This window comes from Luteolibacter sp. (genome assembly GCF_039920825.1).
Taxonomy (GTDB): Bacteria; Verrucomicrobiota; Verrucomicrobiia; order Verrucomicrobiales; family Akkermansiaceae; genus Luteolibacter.
Window position 1 is genome coordinate 19,364 of record NZ_JBDSCX010000070.1, and the last position, 18,718, is coordinate 38,081.

13 protein-coding genes are annotated in these 18,718 nt (G+C 57.0%); 7 read left to right on the top strand and 6 right to left on the bottom strand.

The window, feature by feature from the left end; genetic code table 11:
• Window positions 1-29 precede the first annotated feature (29 nt).
• The 4 genes from ABIQ96_RS20225 to mpl form a co-directional block, all read right to left on the bottom strand.
• Entirely contained in the window at window positions 30-1,274 is a 1,245-nt protein-coding gene (locus ABIQ96_RS20225; protein WP_348216448.1) for an MFS transporter, read from the bottom strand.
• A gap of 62 nt (window positions 1,275-1,336) precedes the next feature.
• Window positions 1,337-1,495, bottom strand: a complete 159-nt coding sequence (locus ABIQ96_RS20230; RefSeq protein ID WP_348216449.1) for a hypothetical protein — start codon at window positions 1,493-1,495, stop codon at window positions 1,337-1,339.
• An 81-nt stretch (window positions 1,496-1,576) separates the two neighbouring features.
• A complete protein-coding gene (locus ABIQ96_RS20235) occupies window positions 1,577-1,786 on the bottom strand; it encodes a hypothetical protein (protein WP_348216450.1) in 210 nt (69 codons plus the stop codon).
• Between the two features lie 33 nt (window positions 1,787-1,819).
• Window positions 1,820-3,205: a UDP-N-acetylmuramate:L-alanyl-gamma-D-glutamyl-meso-diaminopimelate ligase gene (gene mpl / locus ABIQ96_RS20240; protein WP_348216451.1), complete on the bottom strand. Its 1,386-nt coding sequence runs from the start codon at window positions 3,203-3,205 to the stop codon at window positions 1,820-1,822.
• A gap of 126 nt (window positions 3,206-3,331) precedes the next feature.
• Here mpl and ABIQ96_RS20245 point away from each other — a divergent pair, with 126 nt between their 5' ends.
• From ABIQ96_RS20245 to ABIQ96_RS20260, 4 genes are all read left to right on the top strand, one after another.
• The gene (locus ABIQ96_RS20245) at window positions 3,332-5,074 is read left to right on the top strand and encodes a family 16 glycosylhydrolase (RefSeq protein ID WP_348216452.1); all 1,743 of its coding nucleotides are present in this window, start codon (window positions 3,332-3,334) and stop codon (window positions 5,072-5,074) included.
• Window positions 5,075-5,732: 658 nt separating this feature from the next.
• Window positions 5,733-7,679 carry a hypothetical protein gene (locus tag ABIQ96_RS20250; RefSeq protein ID WP_348216453.1) on the top strand — a complete coding sequence of 649 codons (1,947 nt, stop codon included), beginning with the start codon at window positions 5,733-5,735 and terminating at the stop codon, window positions 7,677-7,679.
• A gap of 55 nt (window positions 7,680-7,734) precedes the next feature.
• Window positions 7,735-11,220 (top strand): TIR domain-containing protein, encoded by a 3,486-nt coding sequence (locus ABIQ96_RS20255; RefSeq protein WP_348216454.1) that lies wholly within the window; start codon window positions 7,735-7,737, stop codon window positions 11,218-11,220.
• Between the two features lie 36 nt (window positions 11,221-11,256).
• Window positions 11,257-13,317 (top strand): DUF4365 domain-containing protein, encoded by a 2,061-nt coding sequence (locus ABIQ96_RS20260; protein ID WP_348216455.1) that lies wholly within the window; start codon window positions 11,257-11,259, stop codon window positions 13,315-13,317.
• Window positions 13,318-13,402: 85 nt separating this feature from the next.
• Here ABIQ96_RS20260 and ABIQ96_RS20265 read toward each other — a convergent pair whose 3' ends face one another.
• Together ABIQ96_RS20265 and ABIQ96_RS20270 are read right to left on the bottom strand one after the other, a co-directional pair.
• On the bottom strand, window positions 13,403-14,284 hold the full coding sequence (locus ABIQ96_RS20265) for a haloacid dehalogenase-like hydrolase (RefSeq protein WP_348216456.1): 882 nt from the start codon (window positions 14,282-14,284) through the stop codon (window positions 13,403-13,405).
• Window positions 14,285-14,419: 135 nt separating this feature from the next.
• Window positions 14,420-15,838, bottom strand: a complete 1,419-nt coding sequence (locus ABIQ96_RS20270) for a discoidin domain-containing protein (protein ID WP_348216457.1) — start codon at window positions 15,836-15,838, stop codon at window positions 14,420-14,422.
• 650 nt (window positions 15,839-16,488) lie between these two features.
• On the opposite strand from ABIQ96_RS20270, the gene ABIQ96_RS20275 reads away from it, so the two are divergent.
• Genes ABIQ96_RS20275 through ABIQ96_RS20285 form a run of 3 tightly spaced genes read left to right on the top strand, consistent with a single transcriptional unit; the run spans window position 16,489 to window position 18,705 of the window.
• Window positions 16,489-17,244, top strand: a complete 756-nt coding sequence (locus ABIQ96_RS20275) for a polyphosphate polymerase domain-containing protein (RefSeq protein ID WP_348216458.1) — start codon at window positions 16,489-16,491, stop codon at window positions 17,242-17,244.
• Between the two features lie 16 nt (window positions 17,245-17,260).
• The gene (locus tag ABIQ96_RS20280; RefSeq protein WP_348216459.1) at window positions 17,261-17,953 is read left to right on the top strand and encodes a DUF4956 domain-containing protein; all 693 of its coding nucleotides are present in this window, start codon (window positions 17,261-17,263) and stop codon (window positions 17,951-17,953) included.
• Entirely contained in the window at window positions 17,950-18,705 is a 756-nt protein-coding gene (locus tag ABIQ96_RS20285; RefSeq protein ID WP_348216460.1) for a type II secretion system protein, read from the top strand. Before ABIQ96_RS20280 ends, ABIQ96_RS20285 begins: the two co-directional genes overlap by 4 nt.
• Window positions 18,706-18,718 lie beyond the last annotated feature (13 nt).

Consider the following 18,718-nt stretch of genomic DNA (forward strand, 5'->3'; position numbering starts at 1 on the left):
GATTTCCCGCACGGATCAATCCCGCATCCTCAGGATTGATCCGCTTGGATGATGGAATCATCGACATCTTCCTGCTCCACCCGCCCGGCCTTCCATTGGCTCGCCAGCACCAGCGATGCGGCGACGAACGACAGGCCCGTGATGGCCATCCACAGCACCTGCGGATTGAAGTGATAGAGCAGGATTCCCAACGTCGGCCCGACCATGGTGGCGGAGCTCCAGGTGATGGACATCACTCCCTGATAGCGGCCGCGCATTTCGTCCGGCGCGAGGCTGGCCATGTAGCCGTTGCTCACCGGCAGGGCGATCATTTCGCCGATGGTGAAAACGGCCATGCTCACGATCAGCAGGGGTAACGTGGCACCGAGCGAATTGATTCCCATGCCGATCCCTAGCAGAGCATAGCCGATCGCGATGACCTTCACCGGAGCAAAACGCCGCGTGAAGCCGATCAATGGAAGTTCCAGACAAGCGATCATGATGCCGTTCATGGCCATCAGCATGCCGTAGGTGCGTTCGTCGAGACCGGCACCTTCCGTCGTTTGGAGGCTGTAGGTGCAGCTCATTTGCAGGAACACCAGGGTGATCAGGAATCCGGCCGATGAAGCGATCATGAACGGAGGATTTGCCTTCATGTGTTTCAGCGCATGACTCCAACCGCTTTTGGCTTTGGCCGCTTTTGAGGCGGGGCGTGGCTTGAGACCGATGAGAATGGTCAGGCCTAGCAGCAGTGTCGTTCCCGCATCGGCGACGAATAGTGCGAGGAACGATTTTTTCGCCATGAAACCCGCAGTGGCCATCCCGGCCGCGAAGCCGACATTGATCGCCCAGCGTTGGCAGGCAAAGGCGCGCACGCGCAGTTCCGGCGGAATCAGGTCCGCGATGAGAGCGCCTGCTGCAGGTGAGTAGATGCCGGCTGACAGGCCCGTCATGAAAGTCGTCATCAGCAGGGCGATCACGCTGTTAGCCTGCGAAAGGAGCAGCATGAACGTCGCCGCTCCGGTGCAGGAAATGAGCATGGTCGCCTTCCTCCCGACCCGGTCCGCCAACCAGCCACCGAGAATTCCAGCGCACAGCCCGCCCGCTCCGTAGGCTCCGAGCGTGAAGCCGATGGTGCGTTCGTCGTGGCCGTGCATTTTCAGATAGATCACCAGGAACGGCATCACGAAGTTCCCGAAGCGGTTCACGAGAGTGCCGCTGAAGAGAATCCAGTATTGTCCGGGCAGTGATGCGAGATCCTGCAGGAGCGTCGTGTGGCGTGGTTGCGTGTTCATGGGAAACAAAAAAGCCCCGTCTGCCGGTGTGGCGGACGGGGCGAAAGGTGGGTTGGAAATTTCTATCCGATCACGATTTCATCCGGCCGCGCCACACACTCTTTGCGGGAATTCGCAAGCCGCGGGCGAGGGGTGACGGTGAAATTCCACGCGGCATCGTGCAGCACCTCGCTCGTGGCGGGAGCGATATACATCGATTGGGTGGAGATGCGGGAAATCATCGGAAGAGCGCGCACTGTGGCTTTTGGGGCGAAGTTGTCAATTTCGAAAGTCGCCACCCTGTCATTGGTCTGCTAGAAAACTCAATCGTTTTTCTTGATGATGGCCTTCTTCAGCTTGAGATATTCCTTCTCGGTGATGATGCCTTGGTTGTAGGCGGCATCGAGATCGGTGAGCTGCTTGCCAACGCTGGCTTCGTTCTTGCTGTCCACTTTGGAACTGCTGAAGCAACTGGTGAGGCTGAAGGAAATGGCGACGAGAATGACGCTGGAGAGGATGGATCTGGCGTTCATGAGAGAAACGGTTGGCGGGCGGAAGATGCCAGATCAGGCGAGGGCCGCCAACAGTTTTTGGTGGATGCCGCCGAAGCCGCCGTTGCTGAGAACAGCCACGATGTCGCCGGGTTTGGCGACTTCCTTGACCTTGGCGACGATGGTTTCCACATCCGGCAGATACCAGCCGGTGCCGCCGAGGCGGGCGATGTCGGCGGAGAGTTTGTCGGGATTGAGCCGGTCGTTTTCGGGGATTTTGTGGAGGTCCGGGATGGCGGCGACGACGGAGAAATCCGCGAGTGCGAGGGACTCGGCGAGTTCGGTTTGGAAAACGGCGCGACGGGTGGTGTTGGAGCGGGGTTCGAACAGAACCCACAGCCGCGAATCCGGGTGGCGCTGGCGCAGGCTTTGCACGGCGAGGCGGATGGCGGTCGGATGGTGGGCGAAGTCGTCGAAGACCTTGATGCCGTTAGCCTCGCCTTTAAGCTCCTGGCGGCGGGCGACGCCGTCGAAGGTTTCGAGTCCGGCGCGGATTTCGTTAGGTGTTAGGCCGGCGAAGGTGGCGGCGGCCACGGCCATCGCGGCATTGCGGACATTGAACTCACCGGTCATCGGCACCGAGTAAGATTCGCCGCCGAGGGTGAAGGAGCTGCCGCCGGTGTCGTAGGAAACGTTTTCAATGCGCAGCGCGCAGTTTTCTCCGAAGCCGACGGTGGTGACGGGGCAGGGCGCTTTGATGGCGACATCAAGGCAGTTCTGTTCGTCGCCGTTGACGTAGGCATGACCGGCGCGCGGGACGACGTTGAGCAGGCGGCGGAAGGTGAGTTTGATTTCCTCGATGTTGTTATAAATATCCGCGTGGTCGAACTCGACGTTGTTCACGACGACGCACTCGGGCAGGTAGTGGAGGAATTTCGAGCGCTTGTCGAAGAACGCGGTGTCGTATTCGTCGCCCTCAAGGACGTTGAATTCCGAGTCGGTGAAATGCGCGCCGCAGCCGAGATTTTTCGGCAGCCCGCCGATCATGTAGCCGGGATTGCGGCCTGCGCTTTTGAAAATCCACGCCAGCATCGACGACGTCGTTGTCTTGCCATGCGTGCCCGAGACGACGAAATTCCGTTTCCCGCGGAGGAAGAATTCCTTCATCACCTCGGGCAGGGAATGATAGAGCAGCTTGCGATCGAGCGCGGCCTCGGCTTCGGGGTTTCCCCGGGAAATGGCGTTGCCGATGATGACGACGTCCGTGTCCGCCGGGATGTTTTCCTCCGCGTAGCCTTCCGTGAGGGTGATCCCCTGATCGCGGAGGAAATCGGACATCGGCGGATAGACGCTGGAATCCGAACCGGTGACGGTGAATCCGCGTTGCTTCATGGCGGCGGCGACGGCTCCCATGGCCGTGCCACAGATCCCGGTGAAGTGAAATTTGTTCTTGTCGGACATCGAAGGGCGCGAGGCTATGCAGCGAAATCCGTTCTTGCCAACCCGGAAAACGGGGAAACGGGCGGGGCCGTCATTTGCCCGGGAAATCCTGACAAATCCGCCTTGGGAATGAAGTAGTGACCCGACATGTCCTATTGCTTGAGAACGATTTGGAGACTTTGCTTGGTGCTTCCGTGGATCGCAATTTCCACGGCGCGGGCGGCACCGGTGATGGTGGAGGATTTCGAAAAAGCGGAGCTGACGGCCAAGGTTTGGGTGGTGAACATTCCCAATGAAAATGCCACTGTAGTAAGATCCGCCGGAGGGGCGCATGACGGCGCGGGCTGTCTGAAACTGCACTACCGATTTCTCGGCGAGGGAAATTTCCAATACCTCGGCGTCCCGAATAAAGTGCGGATCGAGGCTCCGGTGCATCGGCTGCGGTTCTGGTTGAAGGGGGATGGTTCGAGGTGTTCTTACGGAGTCCAAGTGAGTGATGCGAGCGGCGAGACGCACCAGTTCAGCAAGAACTCGGGGCAGGGCGGGACCATCGATTTCACGGATTGGAAGGAAGTCGTGATCGATCTCGATGCGGGTCATGAAACTTGGGACGGCGACAAGAACGGCAAACTCGACTACCCGATCACGGCGATCACCTTGACCATCGGCCAGCCATCGGAAAACGGAAAGTCATTGGCGGCGCAGGGTGATTTGTTGTTCGACTCGATCGCCGTCGATTCCGATCTAACTGCGGCGGAGACGCTCGGCTCACGGATCGCGGTGACGTCGCCGGAATACGGTTCGGAAATCCGGGGCGCGACGAAGATCGCTTTGTCGGCACCCGGCTTTAAAACCATCACCGCGAAATGTTGGAAGCAAGGCGACGTTTTCGGTACGGATTCCACGGTCGCCACAGTGACGCTGGATGCTGACGGAAATGGCGGGTTCGTATTTCCTGCCGACGCCTATCCGCACGGTCCGGTCACGCTGCGGCTCCACGGTGAAAATGGAACGCTCAAAGACAACTGCTATCTCCAGCTTTATAACAAAGGCGGCGTGTCATGGAAGGAAGGCTTGCCCAAGGGATCGCCTCCCGCGGCGAAGGACATGACGCTGGTGTTCGCCGATGACTTCAACAAACCGCTCTCGATTTCCAGCAAGGACCCGAAGGCAACTTACTACGATCACAAGCCGCCCGGTGGTTCGCAGGATTTCAGCACGCTGCGTTTTACCGGAGCCGGGGAAGCGGGCGATCCGTTCCATCAGGTGGATTCCTACATGCGGATCCGCGCCAGTGAGAAATCGAACAGCGCGGGAATCATTTCCTCGATGAAAAACGACGCCACCGGCATCACGGCCAAGGCGCCCTGTTATTTCGAGTGCCGCTTGATCGGACCGAACGCGGTCGGGACGTGGCCGGCGTTCTGGTTGCTAACGGATTACATGTCGGATCACGTCAAGGGCCGCAAGGTGCCGTGCGATGAGCTCGACATCATCGAGGCATACGGCGGCGAAGGTCACGGATCGCCGAACGCCTATGACACCTACATGGTGACGCCGCATTGCTGGGATCAGGGCGACGAAGGCAAGGCGATCGAGAAGAAAGCCTTCGAAGCGATGCACAATCCCGTCCGCATGAACAAGGCGGGGATTCCCTCGGCGTGGTTCGAGGCCTTCCACACCTACGGCTGCAAGATCACAGAAACAGAGACGATCTATTACTGCGACGACATCGAGGTCGGCCGTCATCAGACGCTGCCGCTGTCGAAAACCCAGCCGTTCTTCTTCCTCATCAATCTCGCCACCGGCGGCGGCTGGCCGGTGGACCTGTCCCGCTACCACGGCACGGCGGACATGTATGTGGATTACGTGCGGGTCTATCAAAGGTGAAGCCTTGTAGCGGCGCGTCGATGACCGTCGGAAACTGAAAAACGATTTTCCGGAGAGGGCCGCACGATTCGGGAAGCTCTCCACCGACACCGTCAGCCTCGTCGAGGGCCTCGTCAGCAAGGACCACGAGCTCACCCTCAAGCTCCGCGGCCTGCGCGCCAACCTCGTCGGTTCCCAAACCCCGGCAGCCCCCGCCGTCCCAACCGCCGGGCCCATCGGAGTCGTTCCCTCAGGCGAACGACTCCGTCCGTTTTCCAAACGACCGGGGTCGTTTCCAAAAACGCCCCCGGTCGCATCCCCGGCGACCTCTTCCCTCCCGCCGACGACCCGTTCCCTCCTTAAGAATACCCGGGTATTTCGTGAAAATACCCAGGTCGTTTGCCAAACGACCTGCTCCACCAAGCCAACGACCCAGGTCGTCAGCCCGACGACCGCGGTATTTTGCCAGACGACCGGGGTCGTTTGGAAATACCGGCGCTTATAACGGCTTTCCGGGCTTCTCTGGCAGATTCCAACCTTGCAGCCTGCTCTCGAACTATCAAACATGGGCGTAACTCACAGATCATGCCCGACGAATTCCCCCACGACGTCTTCCTCCGCCAGAGTTCGAAGGACAGGCTTGCGACTCTCAAATGAAGAGCCTTACCAGAAAGTCCTTATGAGTAATGACCAAGAACAGCGGCCACACCGCACCTGCGACATCGTGATGAAAGGTGGCATTACGAGTGGTGTTGTCTATCCCAAGGCCATCGTCACTCTCGCAACGCGGTTTACTTTTAAAAACGTCGGCGGCACTTCAGCGGGGGCAATCGCTGCGGCTGCGGCTGCCGCGGCAGAGTATCGGCGAATAAAGACAGGCGGCGACGAAGGGTTCGTTTTGCTCGGGCTGCTCGGAGACTTTCTCTCTGAAAAGCCTGCGGACGCGTCGGAGACCCGGCTATTCTTGCTCTTCCAGCCAAATGCCGGGACACGCCGTCTGTTCGATATACTCACCAGTGCACAGGGCGGCGGAAAATCCTTGGCGTATGCAGTGTTGAGACGAGCCATCTGGCAATACTCCGGAATTGGACTGCTCGGGGCTGCACCCGGCTTCGTTCTGGCAGTGTTTAGTGTTTTTCAGCTCAATGCCGGTGTTCTCGCGTGGATATTGGTGTTTGTCGGTATTCTGATTGGTCTAGCAGGTGCCGCGATTGCGATTGCGGTTTCGTTCGTGCTTGAGTTTATCAATGAGGTCCCTAGGAACAACTTCGGCCTTTGCTCTGGAATGCCCGATAGTGATTCTACCGCCGAGTGTCCCGCCGAGCCGCTCACTACTTGGTTGACAACGTATCTCAACGAAGTCGCTGGCTTTGAGCCCGGCCACCGCCCGCTCATCTTTGGCGACTTGTGGAATCCGAAAGACGATCCGAATCAAGGGGACGTTCGCGACGTGAATCTGGAGATGATGACTACCAATCTCACTCACGGTCGTCCCTACCGTCTGCCATTCCGCGACGACGAAGACCTTCACGAGAACCACCTTTTTTATTTCCGCGAAGACGAATTCCTCCGACTTTTCCCGAAATCTGTCGTCGATTGGATGATCGGCCGGCCTCGGCCCATACCTGCGGGAGAAGACAAAAAAGGGGAGCGGCAGCGCGAGCGGGAGGACCGGGCAAAGGCCGGTTACTTCCCGCTTCCCGCACCTGCGGATCTGCCGGTCGTCGTCGTCACCCGAATGAGTCTCAGCTTTCCCTTTTTACTCAGCGCCATCCCACTTCACTCGATCGACCGCAAGAAGCTCAAAGCCCATCAAGCGCTCGAACGCTGCTGGTTCACCGATGGTGGCCTGTGCAGCAATCTCCCGCTCCACTTCTTTGATTCTCCGCTTCCGCGCCGTCCTACTTTCAGCATTGACCTCACCGAAAAGCCCGACGACACCGCGGACAGCGAACTCGTTCCCGAGATGGATAAAACCAACGGTGGCGAGCCCATGGACCGTTGGAACCGCTTTGACCAGATCGTTTCCTCCGACCCCACCAAGATCTCCGTTGAAAAGCCCGACTTGGGAAAACTTACCGGCTTCGTCTGGACGATGATCGCCACCATGCAAAATTGGAACGACGCAACCGTGAGCCGACTCCCCGGCTATCGCGATCGTATCGTCCGCATCCCGCTCACTTCCAAGCAAGGCGGCTTGAATCTGAATATGCCGCCGGAACTCGTAAAGTTCCTCACCGACCAGGGAGGCCAATGTGGCAAGGTGCTCATGGAGCATTTCGACGTTCCCGCCTTTCATACCACAATGACGTGGGAGAATCACCGCTGGATCCGCATCCGCTCCATGCTCGCCGCCTTGGAAAAGATGATTGAGCAAACCCTCACCACCTGCGAAAATCCGGAGAACGGAGACATGAGCTACGAAGACTGGCTCGAAGAGCTCCTCGCCGATACTACGGGCAAATACAAACAACTCAGCTACGAGCCAACGAAACCTCAGATCAAAGCCGCGCTCGAAACTATCGGACACCTGCGGGAGCTCGCGACGATTTGGAGTGATGCCGGGACCGCTGAAAAAAAAGCCCCGAAGCCCCGCCCCACGCTTCGCCCGCGCCCGCAAATCTGATTTCGTCGCACTCTACTAATTCCCCCCACTCTCACCCACAATCTATCCACAAGCCATGTCCGAAGATTTCCGATACGACGTGTTCCTGAGCCACAGCAAGAAGGACAAGCAGATCGTCCGCGACATCGCCGAGCGATTGAAGAAGGATGGGGTAAAGGTCTGGTTCGATGAATGGGAACTCAAGCCTGGCGATAGCATCCCGTCGAAGATCGAGGAAGGGCTGGAGAGCTCTCGCGTGCTGGTGCTCTGCATGTCGGCGAATGCGTTCGGCTCGGACTGGACGCAGTTGGAGGCCGGCACCTTCCGGTTTCGCGACCCGCTGAACAAGGATCGCCGCTTCATTCCCCTGAGGCTCGACGACGCCACCATCAAAGGCTCGCTTGGGCAATTCCTTTATATCAACTGGGGATTGGAACACCGCGACAAGGAATATTCGAACCTTGTTGATGCATGCGTCTTATTTAAGGGTGAATCGTTGCTATGCGCCAATGATGGTCTCCTCGAAAGAACCACCACTATTGCCTCGCCATCCCGGGGAAATAGTGGCCGGAAACTAAGGTTTGCTCTAACCGGACATCAGGATCTGATAACCCGCATCGCGTGGTCTGTTGATGGACACCGTATTGCCTCAGCATCTCGAGATTATTCCGTCAAAATTTGGGATGCCGACTTAGGTATTCTCCTCCACACGTTTCGCGACCATGAGTCAGCAGTCCACACAGTCGCGTGGGCACCGAATGGGGAGCAACTGGTGTCAGGTTCGACCGACGGTCAAATACGTCTATGGAACACCACAACCGGAGAAATGATTGGCGAAGGGTGGGAGGGACATACGGATCGAGTATTCCGAGTCATCTGGTCACATGATGGTGAAATGATTGCTTCTGCTTCTGCGGACAATACCATTCGCCTCTGGAACGCGAAAACTGGCACGCAAATCGGGATTCGGATCGCGCATTTCGCGGGTGTCAATGACTTGGTGTGGTGTCCGCTTGGCAACAAGACGCTTTTGGTTTCCGGATCTTTTGATCAACACATGCGTCTCTGGGATCCATCCAATTTAACTGAGAAATGGCCCTGCCTATGGGACGCCCATGCTCATTCCGATTCAATAGCTTGTCTGGCCTTGTCTTGGAACCGACGATGGATAGCATCCGCTGGAGACGACGCGACCATCCGTATCTCAAATTCTTCAGACGGTTCGCTTGTCATCATTCTTGAATGGCACACGGCTGAAGTATCTGCTGTGAGTTTTTCCTTCGACGATAAGTTGCTTGCTTCAAAATCTCAAGATGGCAAGATTCTAGTGTGGAGAACAGATACTTGGATGCCCGTCGATCAGTTCGATGAACCGTCAGGCGGCAGCTTCGAATCGGGGCTAGCCTTTCATCCAACTGAACCTATTCTCGCGACGTTGGGCGAGAAGGATTCCGTAATACGAATATGGGAACTCAACCCGATTGAGCTGCTAAGTAAGGCTTCGCCTGTCGACGGAAGTTTCTATGTGAACGCGAAAGTCCTCCTCGTCGGCGATACGAGCGCAGGGAAGACCGGATTGACGCATCGTCTTGCGACCGGCGAATGGAAGCCAAGCGAAAGCTCCACGGTGGGTGCGTGGTCCACGCAGTGGCAACTAAAGGACGCCAGCGCGGAGCCCGGCGTGGATCGAGAACTCTGGCTGTGGGATTTCGGCGGGCAGGCGGACCAGCGCCTCATTCACCAACTCTACATGGATCGCACGGCGCTCATCCTGCTGATGTTCAATGCGGATCAGGAGGATGTCCTGCCCAGTTTGCGCGACTGGCAGACGGCGTTACGGCGCTGCGTGAAGGACGAGATTCCGTACTTCCTCGTGGCTGGACGGATCGACACCGGTTTCAAGGCGAGCCGGGGGAAGCTGCAAGCCTTTGCGAAGGAACAGGGGCTGGCCTACCATGAGACAAGCGCTAAGTCGGGCGAGGGTTGCGACGAGCTGCGCGCGGCGATGATCACCGGAATCCCGTGGGCCCAGATGGAGAAGCGCACGTCGCCGCGCATTTTCAAACTGATCAAGGATGAGATTCTGAAGCTGCGGGACGAAGGGCAGGTGCTCCACACCTTCAAAGAATTGCGTGAACTGCTTTGGCAGCGCCTACCGGATGAACCGCGCTTCACGGACGAAACCTTGCAAACGGTGATCGGCCTGCTGGACGGTCCCGGGGTGGTGAAGGAACTCGACTACGGCACCTACGTCCTGCTCGCGCCAGAGTGGATCAATGCCTACGCGCAAGCCGTGATTCGCACCTTGCGTAGTGCGGAGAACGATCTCGGCGTGCTGCCGCTGCGCAGCATCGCGGAAGGGAAGCTGATCTACCAAAGCATCGGGCGCGACGGTGCCCCCGCGGAGATGAAGCGCCTGCCGCCCGCCGAGGAGCGCGTGGTGCTGGGCGAGATGGAGCGGCAGCTGGAGCAGCGCTACCTTTGCCTGCGGCAGGGCGACCAGCTCGTCTTTCCGAGCCATTGTGGGCGCGACCGTCCGGCCGTGTTGGAGCATCCCTCAGTCTTTGTGAGCTACGCGGTAAAGGGCTTCCTCGACGACATCTATGCGACGCTGGTGGTGAAGTTGGCGGTCAGCGAGTCCTTCAAACTCGCCGAACTCTGGCGTGATGCCGCAGACTTTGTGACGTTGGCGGGTGAGTATCACATGGGAGTCAAGCTGACCCGCGAGAGCGGTAGCCAGGGGGAAATAGGTGTTTATTTTGGCAAAGGCGTGGCGCAGCAGGAGCAGGTGATCTTTGCGAACTACATTCACCGCCATCTCGAAGGTACCTGTGAGCAAGCAGTAAGGTTGAGGCACTATATCTGCCCGAAGTGCCACACACCGAAAGGGAATCTGGATGTGTTGATGAAGAAGTTGCTCGTGAAGAAGCAACAGGCCGATACTGAATGCGACGGATGCGGAGAGCGTTTTCCGCTCTGGGATGGGCTGGAGAAGAGGTTTGCCAGCGAGGCTGCGCGCAAACAGGTTGAGGAACTTCAGGCGGATGATTGCGCGCAACTCACTACACGCAGGAAAGGAAAGCTGCTGGTACTAGATGTTGGTGCGCGCATCACAAGCGCCAATCAGAAATGGATGGAGATTCCCGGCGACGAGGACGATGGCATCGACATGCAGGTGGAGTTTACTGACGAGGTTGGCAACGGCGTCGGCAAGGGGCTATGCCTGCAACTCAAAGCGGGCAACTCATTCCTCAAAAAGCGGCAAACGGACGGGGTTGAAATTTTCACGATCAAGAAGCAGCGCTGGGTAAAGACATGGATAAACCAACCCTATCCCGTGATGCTCGTGATCGGCACTTTCTCCGAGGAGGACGAGCGGTCTGCTGGGAAGGAGAAGGTGGAGTTTGCTGCCGTGCGTTGGATGGAAATCAGCAGTGTGCTCCGACACGAAAGCGCGAACGGAACGAAGCCGGTGAAGCAGATCGAATTCAAGGGTGAACGCTTGGACATCACCAGCGTGAGGAAGTGGCGGGAGAAAGCCTTAATTCTTGGAACGGCGTAGACTTTCTTCATGTACTGAAACCAACAGAAACTGCATATGAAATCAGCAAGTGGCATGGTGCAATACACGAACGCCAAAGTGTTAATAGTTGGCGATAAAGGGGCTGGAAAGACAGCACTGGCATACCGACTTGCGACCGGGAAATGGAAGCCGAGCGACGGATCCACGGTTGGGGCTTGGTCAACTCAGTGGAAAATTAAGAGCCAAGCCTCCGAGAAAAGGTGCGAACGTGAGATCTGGCTTTGGGATTTTGGCGGTCAAGCCGATCAGCGATTAGTCCATCAGCTATATATGGAGCACTCTGCACTCATCGTAATTCTGTTTGACCCCGACAAGGAGGATGCGCTAGCGGGCCTGGTCGAATGGCAGGCGACCCTTAACCGGTGTATCCCATCGGATACGCCGCGGTTTCTTGTCGCGGGACGAATCGAAACGGGCTTTAAAATCAATCGTCAGGCTCTGGACGCATTCGTGGCAGAAAACCATTTTACATATTTCGAGACAAGCGCGAGAGAAAATAAAAATTGTTTGGAATTGCGGGATGCAATTGTCGCGAAAATCCCGTGGCCGCAAGGACAACCCACGCGCACGCAGGTTTTCATTCGAATCAAAAACGAGATTCTGAAATTACGGCGAACGGAATGGGTATTGCCTACCTTCAAAGAACTTCGCGAGGAACTTCGGAAGCGGCTGCCGACCGCATGCAGCTTCATGGATGAAGAATTACGAACGGCAATCAATCTTCTCGACGGACCAGGCATAGTAAAGGAACTCGACTACGGCTCTTATATCCTGCTCCAGCCGGAGTGGATTAATGCCTACGCACAAGCTGTAATCCGAACACTCCGCCAAGATCCATTTGAGATGGGTTGTATTCCCTTATGCAGTGTTGCGGAGGGCAAGCTTCTGTTTCAGATGATCGATCCGAATGGTGGCATTGAAGAGATGAAGCGTCTTCCGGGAGATCAAGAACGAATTGTCCTCCGTGAAATGGAACGCCAATTAGAAGACCTTGCTCTTTGTTTGCGCCAAGGAAACAAACTTGTTTTTCCTAGTTACTGTGGACGAGACCGGCCAGCCGTCCAAAAATATCCTTCGGTGGTAGTAACGTATAAAGTTCAAGGATACCTAGATGCAATCTATTCAACATTGGTCGTCAAACTAGTGGATAGTGAGGCATTTAAACTCAAAGAGCTTTGGCGCGACGCCGCAGACTTCGACACTCTTGTAGATGGGCATCGAATGGGCATCAAACTCATGCGAGAATCCGCCACCAGTGGTGAAATAAGTGTGTATTTTTCTCCCAAAGTTTCAATGAATGATCAAGTTGTATTTGCTAACTACATTCACGCTCATCTTCAAATTCCTAACGATCCTATACACCGCATTAGACATTACGTGTGCCCGTATTGCGGCGAGGAGAAAGGAAAGTCAGAAGCCTTAATGAAGAAATTGCTGGTCAAGAAGCGAGCGGCGGATACCGAGTGCGACAATCATGAATGCGGAAAGCGATTTCCGCTTTGGGATGCGCTGGAAAAGATGTTTGCCAGTGAAGCTGTGCGCACGCAGGTGGAGGAGCTCCAGGCGGACGATCTGGCGAATCTGACCACGCGGAGAAAAGGTAAGCTGCTTGTGCTCGATGTTGGCGCGCGCATCACGGGTGCGAATCAGAAATGGATGGAGGTTCCCGGGGATGAGGATGACGGCATTGATATTCAAGTCGAATTCACTGACGATGCTGGCAATGGAGTTGGCAAGGGCCTCTGTTTGCAGCTCAAGGCGGGAAATACCTTTCTTAAGAAGCGGAAGACTGACGGGATTGAGGTATTCGCGGTCAAAAAACAGCGCTGGGTTAAGACTTGGATGAATCAGCCCTATCCGGTCATGTTGGTGATCGGTACCTTTTCCGACCAGAACGAGAGAGCGGTGGGGAAGGAGAAGGTGGAGTTCGCCGAGGTGCGCTGGATGGAGATATCGAGCGTGCTCAAACGCGAAAGCGCGAACGGGACGAAACCGGTGAGGCAGATCAAGTTCAAAGGTGAACGACTGGACTTGGCCAGTGTCCTACGATGGCGGGGGAAGATGATGGCTGAGTAAGATTGGTCGTCTATCGAGCACGTTTGATCCCGTTCGGGCAAATCGCATTTCAGCTACAGGCGCTCATAGTGGCGCCTTTACATTTTTAGAACGTCGGAGCCGCGACGGTCGCATTGTCCCGTTCCTCAATACGCCGGCGCAAGATGCGGTCGGCGGTTTCGGTGACCATTTCCTGGAGGAGGAGCCAGAGGTGGGAGCCCTGGCGGTAGTCGGCGGGGGCGATGTGTTTGACGCGGCCGGCGTGGGTGGAGAGCTGGAAACATTTGCGGAAGGATTTTCCGCTGGCGTCGTCGGGGTTGTAAACGGCGATGCCTTGGCCGCCATTTCTCGCCATGACGGTGAAGCAGGGGACGTCGGTCGGGCCGTCGCCGACGTAAACCATGTTTTCAAACGGGATGGGCCGTTGGTCGGGTGGCATGTGGTCGTTCACGTCCTGGTCGTAACCTAACATGCCCTTGTTGATGCGGAAGAGGAACTGGGTCTTGGTGGTGTGCGAGATGGCGCGCTTGGGGAAGCTGATGCGGCCCTCGGCATCCTCGCCGAATTCGCAGCCGAACATGGCCTTGACGAAGGGCTTGAGGCGCGAGCCGTCTAACAATGCCTTGAGGCCGGAGGAAATGATGTAGTGCTCGACCTTGATGCCGGCGATTTCGTGCTCGGGCCGGAGCGCGGCTTTGGGCAGGGCTTCGAAGAGCTCGGGCAGGCCGGGGAAGAAGCGCAGGCCGGCACCGAGTTCGGTGAGGCGCTTGTTAGTCACGTTGTCCATGCCGAGGTAGTCGAGCAGGCACTTCATGTAGGCGAGCTCGCCGTCCCATTTCTGGTCGTGGACGAGGGTGTTGCACTTGGCCCAGAATTGCGCGGGGTCGATGCCGAACTCGGGGAAGACCACGTCATCCTGCATGTAGCGGGGGCTGAGGGTCTGGTCGTAATCGTAAACCAGCGCGATGATGTTTTGAGGAGCGGCCATGGGTGGATGGCAGGCAACCAAGCAGGGCACGCGCCGACAAGGCGGAAATCCCGTGGAGGTTGATGCTTCAGGGTGAATTGAAGAATTTCAGCCGCAAAGATGCGCAAGAAGACGCAAAAAGGGCGATGAAAAGGCTCAGCGGGACGTTTCCTTGAGCCGGATGAAGCGCTTCTTGTCCGGAGTGACCGGGGTGTTGTCGCGCACTTTGAGAATGGTCTCGTTGTCGATGACGACGGTGGTGTGCTTTTCACCGCTGAACCAGTCCATGAGATCCGGGGAAACTTGGACGGTGCGTTTCACGCCGTCCGACACGATGGGTTTTGAGAGGGTGAGGGAGAGGTATTTCCGGCCGTCGATGACTTCGGTGGTGAGGGTCGGAGGAGTAGCTGGCGAAACGCTGCTGGCGGTGGGGATGCCGTTGGATCCCGCGGCGGCGGAGTTGGTGGAACTCACGATGGCAGGGGAAGCTGTGGTGATGGCATGGGAAACGGCGGTCGCGGATGAAGCGGCGGGTTTCGCTTTGATGGATTTCAGGACCTCCAGTTCGGCGATGTTGGTATCCGTGTAGCCATTCACTTCCGAGATGCTGCGAAGCCGGAGGTAGCGCCCGCGCTTCGGGGTGAAATAGACGAGTTTCTCGGCGGTCGAGCTGTCAAACGTGCCGCTGGCGACTGCTTTGCCCCATTTTTTGCCGTCCATGCTGACGTAAAACTGGTATTTGCCGATGTCGCCGATGGTATATCCGTCCTGGCGCGACAGGTATTTGAATCCGCTGACTTCGCTGGCTTTGCCCATGTCGATTTGGATTTCATGGGGTCCCTTCACCAACGCGGAGTCTTTGAACTCAGTGTGCCAGAACGTGCCGGGGTTGCCATCGAAGGCATTGGTGGCGGCGTAACCTGTGGCCTCCTGGCTATCGACGAATTTGAGTTTCCAGCGCTTGCGGGACACCATCTCGGAGGCGGGTTTCCTGACGATGATGGTTTTCCGGGCCGGAGTCGGGTCGGAAGTCCCGAGAGAGTTGGTGACGGTGAAGGTGACGTTGTAGGTGCCGGGTTCGTTGAATCTCCGGTTGCCGGGATTGCGGGCGGTGGATTCCGGGATTCCGGATTCGGAGCCGAAGTCCCACTTGTAAGTCAGCGGCGTGTTGCCGTTCGGATCGTTGGCCTCGCCGTTGAAAGTGACTCTTTCACCGGCTTCGATGGTGACGGTGTCTTCCGGAGAGGTAATGGTTCCGCTGGGAGCAATCGAAGCGCGCCCGATGGGCTGGGAGGTGACTTCCGCGGATTTCGGGCTGATCTGACCGGCCCTGTTCCGGGCGACGACGACGAAATAGTAAGTAGTGCCTTGCTCCAGATTCGTGATGGTGGCGGTCGTGTTGTTTCCGGCATCCACGGTATTGGGGTAAATTCCGGAAACCGTACCGTAATTGAGCTCATAGCTGACCACATTGGATTCGGGATTCCGATCCCAAGCCAGTTGAACCGAGGCGGCGGTTGCCACTTGGGAAAACAACCCGATGGCGGCCAGCAATCCGAAGGTGATTCTCCGCAAGACGCATTGAAGACCAGCCAATTGACCCGACCGGGAGAGGTGTCCCGAGGTTCGGGGACGTCCGTTCAAGACTTCAGATTTTGAGGTCGGTGCTTCCGACTGTGAAGGAGCTTGAGACGTAAGTCGTTGCATTTGAAAATTTTAGAAAAAGCGCAAGCCAGCCTGGGGGCTGCTTTTGGGAGGCATCAGCAGGATCCGATCCACTCTCGCCGGGGCACATGCCCTATCCGTCCGCAACTGGCAATCTCATTCTTCCTAACATGCAAATTTTATTGATATTTTAGTAAAATTAATAAAAATTCGCCCCTCCGCATTGGGAATTCGGGACCGCCAGACCTTCAACAGGTTCTTCGGGCGCAAGGACGAAAGTCACTCTGAAGCCACTTTTCCGCCGGCTTGCCACAAGAAGTTCGCAATCAACCGGAATTGAGTCCGAAGACGGAATTTGCCGGTAGGGTCCGTGAACTGAAGAAAAGTTACCTTGGGTTCTATTGTTAGGGCGGCTTCGCGTCGTGGGATCCTAGATGTGCCCATAACCTGTTGATCGTGTGGCGGAAACAACTTGTCGGCAATTCAAGTAAAAAAATGTGAAGATTTTGTCAATTTGATCGACGCACCGGGGGGGGCCGCTAGGTTGCGCAACCAAGTGTATGGATGCCACCCAAGATCGTCGTGAATTCAAGTTCCTGCTGCCAGCGGAGGAAGGCGAGAGGTTCCGCGACTTTGTCTCGGGCGAGATTCCCGTGGACCGCGGTGCCGAGGATGGCTACCCGGTGATTTCGGAATACTACGATACAGAAGACCGCCACAGCTATTGGCAGAAGATCTGGGGCGCGGGAAATCGCCGCCGCGTGCGGTCCCGGGTCTATGGTCGGCCGGATGGATTGATCCCTCCTGCGGCTTTCATCGAGATCAAGCACAAGCTCGATAGCGACGGTGTGAAGCGCCGCGCGGCACTGCCGATCGAATCGCTGCGGGAGTTGTCCGTCGGAAAAATCCCGGCATCCTTATTGGAATCCGGGCGTTCGAAAGCGGATCGCAACGTGGTGGAGGAGTTGAGAGACCTGGTAGTCCGCGGCGGTGCCAGGCCGGTGGTGCAGGTGCGCTATGACCGGATGGCCTACGATAGCGGCCCTGAGGGCACGATCCGCATTACTTTCGATACCGGACTGCGCTGTCGTTTCGATTTGAAGCCGCTCACCCCGGACGACCCGGATTTCCATCTTCCCGTCGTAGATCACGAAATCGCGGTCGTGGAAGTGAAGACGATCGGCGCGGTTCCGACCTGGCTGCGCGATGCGACGGGAAAATTTCGCCTCCAATCGCAGAGTATGAGCAAGTACTGCCTGTCTCTCGAACGTTATGACCCGGCGATAACGCGTACCCCGCTGCCCAGCATTTTCTGATAGCACATAAAAACCCATGGATGACCTACTGACGACCGTCAACGAATACCTGAGCACCGATTTGCCCCAGCCGCTGGAAGTGGTGGGGGCGATGGCCCTGAGCTTCATGCTCAATCTGTTTATCGCGCAGCTCTACCGAAGCACTTACAAGGGAACCCGCTATTCACAGGACTTCGTCCAGGCGTTGATCATGATCGGCACGATCACGACGATCCTGATCATGGTGGTCAGTGGGAATCAGGGGATTGCGTTCGGGATGTTCGCGGCGTTTTCGATGATTCGATTCCGCAGCAACCTCGGCCAGTCGCGGGATTTAGGATACGTATTCTTCGCGATGGCGACCGGAATGGTGGTAGGAGCTCGATATTATTCGATGGCTCTAATCGTCACTTCGCTGGTGGCGGCGCTGCTCTATCTGATTTCAAAAAACGACGCGTTTGCGCCGAAGAAGGCTTCCCACTTGCTGACCTTGCGGATGACCAGCGACATGAGTTTCGAAGAGCGCCTGTTTCCGATTTGGGAGGAGTTCGCAGACCAGGCGGAGTTGCTTACCGTGCGTTCGGCGCAGGCCGGCATGATGACGGAGCTGCGCTACGGCCTTCAGTTGAAGTCCGGTGTGAAAGTTTCCGAGCTCATGGAACGTCTGCAAGTGGCTTGTGGAAACAATCGCATCGTGCTGATGCCCACCGGCAATGAATTAGGACTATGAAAACAAGACTACGGGGATTCACGTTGATCGAGCTGCTGATCGTAGTCGCCATCGTCGGTGCCTTGGCGGCGATCGCTATGAGCATTTCCAAATCCGCGAAGGCCAAAGCCCAGCAGACGGTGACCATGCAGAAGATGAAAGCGCTGGGCACCGCATTCAGCACCTACGTTTCGGAGAAGAACGGCTTGCTGCCCTACGAGGATGCGACGGGCACCGATGATTGGACCAACGCGGCCAAGCCTGAAAATCAAGAAGCCTGGTACAACGCCCTTCCCAAGCTGATGCATGCACCTTCCGTCGGGGAAATCGGTGCGACCAACCCCGTGAAGTTTTACGACAACGCCTATCCTCTCTACGTCCCGGGAGCTCCCTACCCGAGCGAATCGAAGCGGTTGGGCAGCCCTTCATTCGCCATCGGCATGAACAGCCGGCTCCAACGGAAATCCGAGGACGGAGTAAAGGGTCAGGGTCGTTTCGCCCAAATCATGGACCCTGTCAAAACTGTGATTTTCCTGGAGCGGGGACTCCCGAATGACAAGAAAACGATGGCGGCCCAGCGTGGATTCGACGGTTCGCCCAAAGCAAACGCCCGGGCCTTCGCCGCCCGCGGGAATCAAAAAGGCTGCCTGATCTTCGCTGACGGTCACATCGAGGTTCACGCGGCGTCCGATCTTTTGACAGCAGGCGGCGGAATCGTAGTGCCGCAGACGTCCATTGTTTGGACTATGAATCCGGAGTCGGATCCGAACTGATCCCGCGCGGTGC

Coding starts and splice junctions, on each gene's coding strand:
- ABIQ96_RS20225 (WP_348216448.1), bottom strand. CDS start 1,274: ATGAACACGCAACCACGCCACACGACGCTCCTGCAGGATCTCGCATCA.
- ABIQ96_RS20230 (WP_348216449.1), bottom strand. CDS start 1,495: ATGATTTCCCGCATCTCCACCCAATCGATGTATATCGCTCCCGCCACG.
- ABIQ96_RS20235 (WP_348216450.1), bottom strand. CDS start 1,786: ATGAACGCCAGATCCATCCTCTCCAGCGTCATTCTCGTCGCCATTTCC.
- mpl (WP_348216451.1), bottom strand. CDS start 3,205: ATGTCCGACAAGAACAAATTTCACTTCACCGGGATCTGTGGCACGGCC.
- ABIQ96_RS20245 (WP_348216452.1), top strand. CDS start 3,332: ATGTCCTATTGCTTGAGAACGATTTGGAGACTTTGCTTGGTGCTTCCG.
- ABIQ96_RS20250 (WP_348216453.1), top strand. CDS start 5,733: ATGAGTAATGACCAAGAACAGCGGCCACACCGCACCTGCGACATCGTG.
- ABIQ96_RS20255 (WP_348216454.1), top strand. CDS start 7,735: ATGTCCGAAGATTTCCGATACGACGTGTTCCTGAGCCACAGCAAGAAG.
- ABIQ96_RS20260 (WP_348216455.1), top strand. CDS start 11,257: ATGAAATCAGCAAGTGGCATGGTGCAATACACGAACGCCAAAGTGTTA.
- ABIQ96_RS20265 (WP_348216456.1), bottom strand. CDS start 14,284: ATGGCCGCTCCTCAAAACATCATCGCGCTGGTTTACGATTACGACCAG.
- ABIQ96_RS20275 (WP_348216458.1), top strand. CDS start 16,489: ATGGATGCCACCCAAGATCGTCGTGAATTCAAGTTCCTGCTGCCAGCG.
- ABIQ96_RS20280 (WP_348216459.1), top strand. CDS start 17,261: ATGGATGACCTACTGACGACCGTCAACGAATACCTGAGCACCGATTTG.
- ABIQ96_RS20285 (WP_348216460.1), top strand. CDS start 17,950: ATGAAAACAAGACTACGGGGATTCACGTTGATCGAGCTGCTGATCGTA.